Below are 12,206 nucleotides of genomic sequence, written 5' to 3'. Positions count from 1 at the left end.
CGAATCTTCGTTCCGCGGGTCGTCGCTGTCAATGGGTGTCGGCAGGCTCACTGACAGTCGCATCCGGAGCCGAAGACACCACCGACGGATCCCCGTAGATGCGCTCAGGACCGTGTCACAGCGGGAGGAGGGGGCTCGGGGTGGCGTGCCAGGAGAGGTGGAGGTCTTCGCGGGCGCGAGTGCAGGCGACGAACAGCAGGGAGCGTTCGGCGAGCATGTCGATCTCGTGCTGGATGCGGTCGAGGTCGGCCGCGGTGACGGCGGCGTCGAGCGGGTGGGCGCGTTCGGTGACACCGATAAGGGCGACGCAGCGGAATTCCAGGCCCTTCATGGCGTGCATCGTGGCGACACGGACGCCTGGCTCTGATGCGTCGGGGCCGTCCTTCAGGGCTACGGCGGGGATGCCGTCGGACAGCAGTCGCTGCTTGGCTCGTGCGCCGAGGTCGTGGAAGCGGGTCGCCACCGCGATGTCGGACGGGTCGACTCCCGCGTCCAGCCAGGAGCGAACCGTGTCGGCCATGCGGTCCAGTTCGACGGCCTGGCTGGACGCCGACGCGAGAGCGGGGTTCCGGCCGCGGAGCCTCGACCTGTAGCCGTCGAGGGTGTCGGAGCCCTCGTCCAGGTCGTCGATTTTCTCGCCAGTCATGATAGCGGACGACCAGGTAAGGATCTCCTGGGTGCTGCGGTAGTTGATGCGCAGCCTGCTTGAGCGGCCGGAGACGTTCACGCCCATGGAGCGCAGGGACACGCGGGTGTCGTAGATCCGCTGGTGCGGGTCGCCGGCGATGAACAGATCGTCAGACTGTTCAGCGACGGCGTTGCGGAGCACGCGCCACTGCGCCGGGTGCAGGTCTTGTGCTTCGTCCACGACGATGTGCCGGTACCGCGGGCCTTCCGTGGCCAGCAGTTCGGCGGCTTTGGCGCAGAGCTGGAGGTGGGTGCACTGGCCGTCGGCTTCGAGCTGCCGCTCGAATTCGGCGACGGCCCGCCAGACTTCAACGCGCTGAGGGGTTCGGAGGGCGGCACCCCGGCCGGCGCGGGAGGCCGAGAGGTACTCCTCCTCGCTGCCGATGCCCTGCGCGAGAACGACGTGGCGGAATTCCAGGTCCAGGAAGTGTTCGTTCCATGGCAGGTCGAGCCCCTTGGCGATCTTCTGCCAGCGTTTGCGGGTGCGGTAGTCGTTCTCGGAGACCAGGTAGGGGACGGAGCCGTGGTCGGCCACGACCCGGCGAGCGAGCGCGTTCACCGTGGTCACGTCGACACGGTCCAGCGCTTCGGGGTCGTCCAGGAGGAGCGTCAGGCTGTCCCGCAGGGAGTCGGCTAGTGCGTTCGTGAAGGTGGTGAGCAGGATGCGGGCGTCGTCGGACTGGTCGAGGAGGTGCTTGACGCGGTGCAGGGCCACTACGGTCTTGCCGGTGCCGGGCCCGCCGGATACCTGCGCCGCACCGCTGTAGGACGGGCGGTAGGCGATGCGCCGCTGGGACGGGTGTAGGAAGATCCGCCAGGCGTCGAACGGCTTGGTCAGAATGTCCTGCAGTTCGTCCGGCCCTGACACGAGCGCGATGCGGCTCGGGGTATTGGCGATGGCGGTCGCCAGGTCTTCGGTAGGCTCGCCGGCGGCCGCGTCGGCGGGGCGCCGGATCGCGACGACCTGCTGCCACACCTCATCGGGTGTGAAGCCCTCCGCGAGGTACTGCAGAACCTCGAACTGGTCTTCGGGGAACAGCTTCGCGAAGGCTTCGAGTTGCGGTTTGTCGATGATGGTGCGGACGGCGGGCAGCACACCGTCGTCGATGCCGAGGTGCCGCAGAACGGTGTCGGAGTAGTCGGCGAACAGAAGCGCAGGGGCCTTCTCGGCTGCCTTCTGGAGCACCGGCGTGAGCTGTTCGATCGCTTCGACGTTGCGGACTTCGAGGCCGCGCGTCGCCGTGTTGACGCTGATGACGCGCTTGCGTGCCCACGCGATCGCCTTGTCGTGTTGCAGCACCTTGAGCAGCAGGTAAGTGCCACTGCCGTCGTCCGGAGCGAGCACGACTCCGCGCCAGAACTTGGTGACGCGGATGGTGCGGATGCGCGGGTCACGAGCTTTCTCCAGCTGCTCAAGATGCAGGCCCTTATCGGCGGTCAGCTCGGCGGCCGTGAGTCTCTGGAACTTGGCCATCGCCTCGCGCACACCCTGCTTGACCGTCTTCTCCAGGTTCTCGTACTCGTCGAAGAAGTCGGCGGCGAAGGCGAGCTGAGGCAAGGCTTCCTCCAGGTCAACCAGGTCGGACAGAGCAACGCAAGCGTCACGTTACTGGACCTTGACCGATTTCCGACTACGGCCTTAGATCTGGATACGACAACGTTTAACAGGACGCCGCACGGAGGACGCGCCGACATCGTGGATGCGAGGAACCACCAGGGTGGTTACGGCGAGGCGTTCGTCAGCGCGCTCGCCGTGGCGGCGGGCCTGCGGTTGGCGAAACCGATCCCGGATATCGACGGCATCGATTTATGCATGTGGCCTGACGGCGTCGGCGCGCTCCGCGGCGCACGCGCCCCCGGGATCAACGTCCAGGTGAAGTCAGGTTCGGCGGCCACGGAGACTGACACCACGTGGGGTTATCGTCTCGAGGTTCCCCACTTCAACTTCCTCGCCGACGGGTGGGCCACCATCTACCCCACGTTCCTGTTCCTGGTGATCGTCCCGAAGGAGTGGCGGGAGTACGCCACGGCCGGGCACGACGGACTGCTGTTGCGGAACGCCGCTTACTGGCACTGCCTGGCGGACGAAAACCCGATCGTCGACGCGAAGGCCGGCGCGAAGACGACTGTCCACGTCCCCAAGGCCAACCTGCTGACCGTTGATTCGCTTCGCACACTCGTGGAGGATCCAGAGAAGGCGACCGCGGCCCAAGCGGAGGCGTCATGACGATCAGCCGGGACGAACTCCAGCGTCTCGCGCCCGACGACGTCGTGCGCTACCTGAACTCCACGGGCTGGCGCCGGGCGGGCGATCTCAACGGACGTGCCACGGTCTGGGAATTCGGTCGGCGGAACTTCGAGGTCATCGTCCCGGTCTCCGACCGTTTCCGCGATTTCCCGCAACGCATGTACGAGGTCATCCGAATGCTTGCGGAGGTCGAGGAGCGCCCCGAGTCGGAGATGTTGCACAGGCTCGCTGCCCCCGCTACGGATCGGCAGTACTTCCGGCTCTTCCCGGACGCACCGCCGGGCTTGATCCCCGCAGCCGATGCGGCTGAGGCGTTCCAGGGCGTGCGGGAACTGTTCATCGCTGCGGCTTATGCCGAGTACTACCCTGGCGCGGGATTCATCCTGCCCAACAGCAAGCCGAAGGTCGTCCGGGAGTTCCCGGAGAAGGCTCTCCTGGGTACCGCTCAGGGAAGTTTCGTCATCAGCGCGGAAGTTCCCCTGGGCCCCAGCGACGACACGCTCTTCTCCACCGCGGACGCCTTCGAGCGCAGAGTCCTCCTTCGGTTGAGGCGTGCGCTCTTCAGCGCGAGGGCGGCTGCCGAGGAGGCATCTGAACGGGCCGAGCTCACGCCTTTCGAGGAACGGACGGACGCCGGTGTCTCGCGAACGCTCTGCCAGGCGCTGGCCCGCTTCGGCGGCTCCGACCGGAACCGTCCCTTCGAGATCCAGTTCGACTGGGCCGGCGTGGTGGCCGCCCATGCGCCCACTGCCCCGGTCCGCTTCGAGGGCGAGCAGGTGAGCATGCTCGCCCACGCCGCCGAGGACCTCGGGCGGAAACCGAGAACCGAGCCTGCGCAGATTCGCGGCCGAGTCCGCGCCATGGACAGGGCCCGCCCCGACGAACAAGGCTGGGTCGTCGTCCGCGGCGTCCTCACCGTCCGAGATGTCAGCAGGAACCGGCAGGTGTGGGTCCCTCTCGACCCGGACGACTATGACCGTGCCCTCCGCGCCCACGGCCAAGGTCTCGAAGTGCGCGTCTCCGGCTCCCTCACCCGCACCGGCCGGCGTGCCGAACTCAAGCCGGACGGATACTTCCGCGTCCTATGACTCGTGGCGAGTCGGCTCGGGCGGACGCCGTGCTCCTTCATGTAGCGCCAGTTGAACTGGAGCGACAGCAGTGCGATGGGGAACGGGTGCTCGACCAGGCCCCGGGCCCAGCGTTCGGAGACGTCGTCGACGTCCAGGCGTGCGGCGTTACCTCGACGGCGCACACCTCCCGGTGAGGTGTGCGGCAAGCTCGCCTGTCGGGACCTGGGCCTGCTCTCCGGTGTCCATGTCCCGGACCGTGATCACCCCGGCTTCCTTGTCGGACGCCCCGTAGATCAGCGCGAAGCGGGCCATGCGGTCAGCGGCCCACTTCAGCTGCTTGGCCAGTTTGCGACTGGCGGCCAGATACACCTCGGTCCGCAGACCCGCATCCCGCAGCTGCGCGGCGAAGCCCATGACTTCGGACGCGGTGTCTTCGGCGATCACTGTGACGGCGACATCGATCCTGTGCGCATCACCCTGATCGTCACTGAGCAGGCCGATGATCCGTTCGACACCCAGGGAGCCGCCGCAGGCCGGCACGTCTGGTCCCCCGAGCGCGGCGATCAGCTTGTCGTAGCGTCCGCCGCTGGCGATCGAACCCGGCATGCCCTCGGCGACCACCTCGAAGATGACGCCGGTGTAGTAGTCCAGGCCCCGGACCAGGCTCGGCGTGAACGCGATCCGGTCTTCGCCCACCTTCGGCGACGCCAGCTCCAGCAGCCGGCCGATCTCCTCCAGGCCCGCACGTCCGGCCTCGCTGTCCTTCAAGGCGGTCTGCATCCGCTCCACGGCATCGGCGGCCGTCAGGTCACCGACCAGGGCCTCGGCGATGCCGGGGGCCAGCGACCGGGCATCCACCAGTTCGGCAGCGACCTTGTCCGGCGACAGCTTGTCGAGCTTGTCCAGGGTGATGAGCACGCCGCCGCCGAGGTCGGCGGGCACGCCGTAGACCTCCAGCAGGCCGGAGAGCGCTTGACGCGAGTTCACCAGCACCCGGTAGTCACGTACACCGACCGCATCCAGCGCGTCGGTCAGCGCGCACACCACCTCGGCGTCCGCGAGCGGGGATGCTGACCCGACCACGTCCACATCGCATTGCGCGAACTCGCGGAACCTGCCCTTGCCTGGACGGTCGGCCCGCCATACCGGGCCCATCGCGTACCGCTTGTAGGGCGTCGGGAGCTGTGACCCGTAGCCGGCGACGACCCGCGCGAGCGGGACGGTCATGTCGTACCGCAGCGCCAGATCGGCTTCGCCGGTGGCCTCGTGCTCCCCACGACGAAGGATCTTGAAGATCAGCTTGTCGCCCTCGTCGCCGTACTTGCCGGTCAGAGTCTCCAGCCGCTCGAACGCCGGCGTCTGCAACGGCTCGAACCCGCACCGCTCGAACACCCCGCGGATCTGCGCGAAGACATGCTCGCGAGTGCGCAGCGCACCGGCGAGGAAGTCGCGGGTGCCCGACGGGGGCTCGAACTGTTGTGACGCCACGAAAACTCCTGACCACGTAACAGAGCAATGGGACAAGGCAAGTCATGGGAACTGGTCCACATCCGGAATCACAGCGAACCAGGGGACCGACGCCTTCCGAGGGTATCGACGGCCCCGGCATCGTCCCGGTCGAACCGCGGGCCTCCTCCGACCCGGCAAGGTGCAGAAGCTCGACGTCCGAGCGAGCCCCGTGCGGCGCCCCTACACGCCCGGCCCGGCTCCAGTCTCCGGCGTGAGACCACATCTAAGGCGGTGGGGAACACGGTATCCACTCCATTCACACCAGGCATGACTCCAGGCAAATGAGACCTACCCGGCTAGAACATGAAGTGTTATGGTAGGCACTCCAGGCACATGGACAACAGACCGAGGTAGATGATGAGCCCGAAAGTCGAGCAGGAGTTCATCCAGGTGGCAGTACCCGCTCAGCACGTCATGGCCGTGTATCGGCTGCTCTCCGAGCTCGAGCAGGAGCCCGGCGCCGACGCCGGGCTTGCTGGGACGAGCGACGCCCCTGGGGCGTGGGACGCCGACAAGCTGGCCAGGCTGGCCGGCACCGAACTGAACACCACCAAAACGGTCACCCGTATTCTCGACGTCCTCTGCCAGGAGCCCGGCAAGCAGTACGACATGCAAGATCTGGTGAAGGCCCTGTCGATGGAGTACCACAGCCTGCGCGGGAACCTGGCGGCATTCACCCGCCACCTGAACACGCACTACGACAGCGACACATGGCCAATGCGCGTCGTCGAATCGAGCGGTGGCGCGATGCTCTACAGCCTCGATGCCGCAACGGCTGCTCTCTGGAGATCCGTCCGCGGCTGACGGCCGCCTGCACGCTCAGCCACCGCCGAACTCAGGCCGGACGGATACTTCCGCGTCCATGACCCATGGTTCCCGCCTCAGTACGCGCTGACGGTCGCCGGGTGGCGCGCGTCCGTCTGCCCGGTCATCTCGTCTTCGTCGGCTGCTCGAGATGACGGCGGCAGCAGTCCGCGATGTCCGTGCCGAACCGCGTCCATGAGCGGTTGGTGCCGATGGGGTCGCGGTGAAGCGCCAACGCCACGGCCCTTTCCAGGACGGCCGGTGCGTCGGATTCCCGGTAGCGCCGCCCTCCTCTGGACACCTCCCGCATGAGGACGCCCTTCGGGTCCGCAAGGCGGCCGGTGTCCTTTCCGCGGTACTTCGCAGGGAGCTTCCACGAGCCGACGAGGTTGGACAGCGCATCGGGAAAGAGCAGCAGCCAAGCCTCCATCTCCTCGACGGCCAGCACGTAATGCGCACTGCCCAGTTCCGCACGCTGTGCTTCCTGCACTCGGCGGTGGATCGCCGGGTAGTCATCGCCGTCAGTGCTGTCGAGGTCTTCATGGACGAAGACGCAGGCAAGCTCCGCGTCCTCAGCGGCGGCGCGTGCCCTTGCGAGGGCCGCCAGGTCCGAGATCCTCCGCGGGAGTCGATCCGCGGGAACCTTGTGGAGCCTCACCGGCTCGTTGATCTCCACCAGCCGGCCGCGCATCTCCTCGCAGAACGCTTCGAGCAGGATGCGCAGACATCGCCGGTCGTTGCGGTCCTCGCCGGCCAGCACGACGACCGGGCGGCGAGTGGCACGAATGCTCGTCCCGCCCCGTCTCCTCACAGGGAGCCGCCCAGCACGCCCGAGAACCAGAGACGTCCGAGCGGCATGTTGTCACTCCTGTCGGCGATCTCCCTGACCCTGGCCTCCGGAACGGCGGGGATCGCGGACGAGCCGTCGTCGAGCCGCTCGCACACCACCAGCTCACCGGGCTTCAACCTGTCCGCGAAGGCGGGTGAGTGGGTGGCGATGAGGAACTGTGTGCGCTCGCTCGCCTCGCGCAGGCGTTCGACAAGGAGTTCAAGGGCCTGCGGATGAAGCCCGTGATCGATCTCCTCCACACAGGTGAGTGCGGGGGGCTCCGGGTCATAGAGCAAGGCCAGCAGACCGAGCAGGCGGATCGTGCCGTAGGAGGCGTCCGCGAGTTGTGTCGGTCGGCGCAGCCCTCTCTCATGCAGGACCACGACCACCTCGCGGGCGGGACCTGACGGATACTCGAAGCTCACGCCGTCCAGTTGCGGAAGCACTTCCTTCGCGTCTTCCACCAACTGTTCGAACGCCCCATTTCCTCTGCCCTCCAAGAAGAGCAGGAAGGCCGCGAGGTTGGAGGCATCCTCCTCTAGCGTCACGTGCCTTGTCGGGAAGCGGGCCGGACGCCGTGCCCTGTCAACGCTGACGTCGAAGACCCGGAAGGAAGCGAGACGCTCGGCTACTGTGGCGACCTCGTTCCCTCCCTCGTCGTCAGACAGACGCGGCAGAGTGGACAGGCCACTGCTCAGGCGACGAATGCCGAAGAGGTGCTCCTGGGACGCCTCCTTGTCCCGGCTGATGCTCTCGACGCTCACTCTCTGCCCGGAGATCGTGATGCGCCTTCCACGCCCCTGCGTCCTTTTGAACTGGAAGGTCTCGTGTCGCCTGAGCGAAGGTCGGGCGTCGGCAGGCGCCCGCCGTTCCACACGAAGGGTGTACTCGTCCGGTGCGCTCATGCTGCTGTGCGCGGTCCATGTGGCCTTCAGCTTGATCTGGAAGGAGGCCGGTTGCTTCGGCCCTCCCCAGAACACGAGTTCCTCGAAGCCTCCGCGGACTTCCAGCGCCGGTTCCAGGTCGGTGCGGATGACGTCGGCGAGGAAACGGAAGACTTCCAGCACATTGGTCTTGCCCGCGCCGTTGGGACCGACCAGGACATTCAGCGGGCCCAAAGGCACGGTGATTTTGCGCAGGCTGCGAAAATTCTGCACTTCCAGCTCGATCAGCCGGTCGTTCATGATCCCGCTCCCACGATTGTCGGTCCTGGCGGCCGCACCCGAAAAGATCAGCCTATCTCGGGGCCGCCCACGCACAGCGCTGAACGTGGGAAGGTGGCGCGAATGGTGCGGCCTCGGGCCGGGCGGGGGCGCGAGGATCCGGCTCCGTCGCTGATCGACGGCTTTCATGGTGTTTGAGGCGCCCCGGCTTCTCCGAACAGGATGCGGCAGCCGCCGGTGAACAGGCGACGGAGGAGGCCGTCACGCCGTTGGCGTGTCGCTGCGGCGGTGGACCGATGCCGGCGGCCTGCGGGAGAGGTCGGCCTGCTTCGGTCGGCCCAGGCGCCGTGGGGTGCCCGAGGGAGTGGCCTCGCTTGCTGGACGTGTCGGGCCGCGGTGCCCCGCAGGGCGGAGCGCTCGCGGATGGCGTCGATACGGCGAGCGAGGTCAGGGGCGTTCTTCGCCTCGACCAGTTGGTCGGGCAGCATGGCCCAGATAGAGCCGGTGTACTCGCCCCACCAGATGCAAAGATCCGGGTACCTTCGCTGCAGCCATGCCACGGCCAGATCGAGATCGGTCTCCGCCGACATGGCTGTCCGGCTCTCGGCGATCAGCCCGCAGGGGGCTCCGCCGGGTCGGGCGAAGGGCATTTCAGGAGTCATTACGTCACCTCCAAGCGAGCGCGGCGCACACGCTCGTCAGGTGATGGGCGGCCACGATGACCGACCTGCTCAACGTTCGCGGGGGAAGGTTGCGCGGACGGTGCGGCCTTGGGCGTCACCGGTGCATGACCAGGTCGCGGCCAGGGCCTCGACGGTGAGCAGGCCCCGGCCGCCCTCGGCCAGTTCGGTGATGTCCCGCACGCGCGGCTCGTCCGGGCCGCCCTGGTCGGTGACGTAGACGATGACGCCGGCCACGTCCATGCTGATCTCGACGGTGAACCGCCCGCCGTCGTGGCCTGAGCGGGTGTGCCGAACGGCGTTCACGGCGAGTTCGTCCAGGACGAGGAGAAGCTCGTCCAGGCTCGGAAAGTCGGGGAGTAGATGTGCGGCGAATGCCCTAACAAGCCGGATTTGATCCGCCTTGCCGTGGAATTCCCGTCGCCAGTACATCGACGCGTCCGGCTTCGCCGGAACGGATACCGCGAGCAGCATTGATCACCTCACAGGGACGATCCGAAATGACGCTCTCATGCTCAGGAACGGCAACCGATGTCCGCCTGCGTATTTCGGTATTCGGCCGCCCGCCGCAGGGATGGTGCGTTGACGGCAGGGACGTCCGCGCGGGCGGACGTGCGCGATCTTGAACGTTCACGGATGCGCACGTCCGTCTGCGGCACGCAAATGCTCGCGGAAGGCCGTTCGGAGCGCCTCGATCGGCAGCACGTTCGGCGATCGACTGATAACACAGAGCCAGAACGGTGAAAGCCTCCGGTCAGCGGTCACCCCCGGCCCTCACCGGACACGTCCGACCGACCGTGCCCGCTCCGCGGGCCGGCCTCAACGGTGAATCGCGGAAGGAGCCGTCGGCATGGGGAAGCACGGCAAGCAGGTGCCGATCATCACCACCGATGACGGGAAGTCTCGGGACATTCCCTGCACCGGCTGCGGCGGCACCGGGCAGCAGGGGTGAACGTCGACGAGCTGCTGCGCAGGGTGCCGCGTGAGGCGTTCGTCCCGGACGTGATCTGGGTGCGCCGGGACGACGGCTTGGCCGTTCCCCTGCGGCGCGGGGACGACCCGGACCGGTGGCTGGAACTCGTCCGATCCGGCGACTCGATCATCACGCAGGTTGATGACGGGGCCATCGAGCGAGGGATCTGGCCGACCAGTTCGGCCAGCGCGCCGCACATCGTGGCCACGATGCTCGAAGCCCTCGATGTCGAACCGGGCATGAAGGTGCTGGAGATCGGCACGGGCACCGGCTACAACGCGGCGCTGCTGGCGGAGCTGGCCGGACCGAAGAACGTCACATCGGTCGAGATAGACCCCGGTCTGGCCGAGCAGGCCCGCACCGCGCTCGCGCGGGCCGGTTGCCACGTCCAGGTGGTGACCGGGGACGGCACGCACGGCCACGCCGCGAACGCTCCCTACGATCGCGTGATCGCCACGGCCGCGGCGTGCCGGCTGCCTTACGCGTGGGTGCGGCAGACGCGGCCGGGCGGTCGCATCCTCGCCCCCTGGGGGCCGACGTTCCACCCCGACGATCCACTGGCGGTCCTCACCGTCGGGGAGGACGGAACGGCCGAAGGGCGCTTCACGTGCCCCGCCTGGTTCATGCCGCTGCGGGACCAGCGGATGCCGCAGGACGTCAGGCACCGAACCCGCGAACGCTGGGAGGAGATGGGCGAGCCGGCCGTCTCGCGGTTCGGCCTCACCGTCACCGCCACGACGCAGCACATCTGGCTCGACCGTCCGGACAACGCCGCCCCGCCCACCCTGCCGCGCAGCGCCGGTTAGTGGGTGACCACGAACGTCGGCCGGGTCGTTCCCGCGTTGACTTGCGGCGTGTTGCCCTTATCGACGCCTTCATAAGGGCAACACGCCGCAAGTCAACGAACCCGGTGCACCGGAGTCGCGTGCCGAGGCGGAGGTGTCTCGTTCGGACGACGACGTGCGCATTCGTATACGTGCACGGATGCACACGTTCATCCTCGGCACGCAGCCGTTCGTCGAGTGCCGTTCGAGACAGTCGCAATCGATGACACGCTGAGTGGTCCCGTGATAACTCTTAGTCATTAGCTCGACTGTCCCCGGTCAGCAGTTCGCCCCCAGCCCTCACCGGCCCGATCACGGAGGTCACCGGTGACCAGTCCCTTCGTCCGCCGGCAACGACTCGCCACCGAACTACGGACCCTGCGCGAGCAGCGCGGCATCACCGCCGACGAGCTGTCCAAAGCGATCTTCCGCTCCCGTACGACCATCTCCAAGCTCGAGAACGCCCGCACCCGCCCCGACCTCGGTGACGTCTCAAACATCCTCGACGCTCTTGGCGTCCCCGAGGAGAAGACCGAGAAGATCTTCAAGATCGCGCGTCAGGCAGCGCAACGGGGATGGTGGGACACCTACGGCGATGCGATGGGGGACCGGCAATGCGTATACGCCAACATCGAGTCTGGGGCTGCGACGATTCGCGGCTACAACCAGTTCGTCATCCCTGGGCTCCTACAGACGCCAGAGTTCATCAGAGCTCTCATCACTCTGGACGAGGCTGATGGTCCTCTCGACTACGATCCAGAGCGGATGCTCGATGGACGCCGCATGCGCCAAGCAGCCGCGCTACGCTCCGATGGCCCCTGTTACAACATCGTCATGGACGAGTTCGTCGTGCGTCGCATGGCGGTCCCCTCGGACATCATGCGTGACCAACTCCGCTACCTGGTATCAATCGTCTCGGCGAACCCTCGAATCACGATACGCGTGCTCCCGGTCAACGCCCGCATCAAGGGAGGGTTTTCGGCTAGGTCCTCCTTCACCATTTACACCTTTCCCGACCCCGAGGACCCTGTGATCGCTCTAGCAGACACGGTCAAAGCTGACGTCGTTCACACCGATCCTGTGGACGTCAAACGCTACGTGGAGATGTACGAACGCATCAGAGATGCATCGCTCTCGGCCGTCAGCAGCCTCACACTCCTGGAGAACGTGGCCGACGAGCTGGTCGGCCTGGCAGGATCGTAAGCATGACGACTCCGTACACGCATTGGCGCAAGTCCAGCCACAGCGCCCCCAATGGCGAGTGCGTGGAGGTGGGCCGCTCCCCCAACGGCACCATCGGCGTACGCGACACCAAGGAAGGCGGCACCGACCCCATCCTGGACTTCACCCCCCGCGAGTGGGCCGCGTTCCTACAGGCCCTCCGCTCCACAGACTCCTGACAATCGACCCACGGCCGGA

General features: G+C 67.0%; 11 protein-coding genes. 6 read left to right on the top strand and 5 right to left on the bottom strand.

Features of this window, described 5'->3' with window-relative positions:
• Positions 1–115 precede the first annotated feature (115 nt).
• A complete protein-coding gene (locus ACGFI1_RS24960) occupies positions 116–2,161 on the bottom strand; it encodes a UvrD-helicase domain-containing protein (protein WP_392788357.1) in 2,046 nt (681 codons plus the stop codon).
• Here ACGFI1_RS24960 and ACGFI1_RS24955 point away from each other — a divergent pair.
• Both ACGFI1_RS24955 and ACGFI1_RS24950 read left to right on the top strand, forming a co-directional pair.
• Positions 2,105–2,914, top strand: a complete 810-nt coding sequence (locus tag ACGFI1_RS24955; protein WP_392788355.1) for a DUF4365 domain-containing protein — start codon at positions 2,105–2,107, stop codon at positions 2,912–2,914. The genes ACGFI1_RS24960 and ACGFI1_RS24955 overlap by 57 nt on opposite strands.
• Entirely contained in the window at positions 2,911–4,023 is a 1,113-nt protein-coding gene (locus ACGFI1_RS24950; RefSeq protein WP_392788353.1) for a hypothetical protein, read from the top strand. Before ACGFI1_RS24955 ends, ACGFI1_RS24950 begins: the two co-directional genes overlap by 4 nt.
• A 147-nt stretch (positions 4,024–4,170) precedes the next feature.
• On the opposite strand, the gene hisS is transcribed toward ACGFI1_RS24950, so the two are convergent.
• Positions 4,171–5,493: a histidine--tRNA ligase gene (hisS, locus tag ACGFI1_RS24945; RefSeq protein ID WP_392788350.1), complete on the bottom strand. Its 1,323-nt coding sequence runs from the start codon at positions 5,491–5,493 to the stop codon at positions 4,171–4,173.
• Positions 5,494–5,868: 375 nt separating this feature from the next.
• Here hisS and ACGFI1_RS24940 point away from each other — a divergent pair, with 375 nt between their 5' ends.
• The gene (locus ACGFI1_RS24940; RefSeq protein WP_392788348.1) at positions 5,869–6,318 is read left to right on the top strand and encodes a hypothetical protein; all 450 of its coding nucleotides are present in this window, start codon (positions 5,869–5,871) and stop codon (positions 6,316–6,318) included.
• 124 nt (positions 6,319–6,442) lie between these two features.
• Here the strand turns inward: ACGFI1_RS24940 and ACGFI1_RS24935 are convergent, their stop codons facing one another.
• From ACGFI1_RS24935 to ACGFI1_RS24925, 3 genes are all read right to left on the bottom strand, one after another.
• Complete coding sequence (locus tag ACGFI1_RS24935) at positions 6,443–7,078, bottom strand: hypothetical protein (RefSeq protein ID WP_392788345.1); 636 nt, start codon at positions 7,076–7,078, stop codon at positions 6,443–6,445.
• A 47-nt stretch (positions 7,079–7,125) separates the two neighbouring features.
• On the bottom strand, positions 7,126–8,331 hold the full coding sequence (locus ACGFI1_RS24930) for an AAA family ATPase (protein WP_392788342.1): 1,206 nt from the start codon (positions 8,329–8,331) through the stop codon (positions 7,126–7,128).
• A 710-nt stretch (positions 8,332–9,041) separates the two neighbouring features.
• Positions 9,042–9,464, bottom strand: coding sequence for an ATP-binding protein (locus tag ACGFI1_RS24925; protein ID WP_392788340.1), 423 nt, complete (start codon positions 9,462–9,464; stop codon positions 9,042–9,044).
• Between the two features lie 474 nt (positions 9,465–9,938).
• Between ACGFI1_RS24925 and ACGFI1_RS24920 the strand changes: the two genes are divergently transcribed.
• The 3 genes from ACGFI1_RS24920 (at position 9,939) to ACGFI1_RS24910 (ending at position 12,187) form a co-directional block, all read left to right on the top strand.
• Positions 9,939–10,769 carry a methyltransferase domain-containing protein gene (locus tag ACGFI1_RS24920; protein WP_392788337.1) on the top strand — a complete coding sequence of 277 codons (831 nt, stop codon included), beginning with the start codon at positions 9,939–9,941 and terminating at the stop codon, positions 10,767–10,769.
• Between the two features lie 345 nt (positions 10,770–11,114).
• Positions 11,115–11,990 carry a helix-turn-helix domain-containing protein gene (locus tag ACGFI1_RS24915; RefSeq protein ID WP_392788334.1) on the top strand — a complete coding sequence of 292 codons (876 nt, stop codon included), beginning with the start codon at positions 11,115–11,117 and terminating at the stop codon, positions 11,988–11,990.
• A gap of 2 nt (positions 11,991–11,992) precedes the next feature.
• A complete protein-coding gene (locus ACGFI1_RS24910; protein ID WP_392788331.1) occupies positions 11,993–12,187 on the top strand; it encodes a DUF397 domain-containing protein in 195 nt (64 codons plus the stop codon).
• Positions 12,188–12,206 lie beyond the last annotated feature (19 nt).

The sequence above is a fragment of the Actinomadura geliboluensis genome, assembly GCF_043197915.1.
Classification (GTDB): Bacteria; Actinomycetota; Actinomycetes; order Streptosporangiales; family Streptosporangiaceae; genus Spirillospora; species Spirillospora geliboluensis.
The sequence above is the reverse complement of the archived record's forward strand: the minus strand, read 5'-3'. Positions and strand labels throughout refer to the sequence as shown.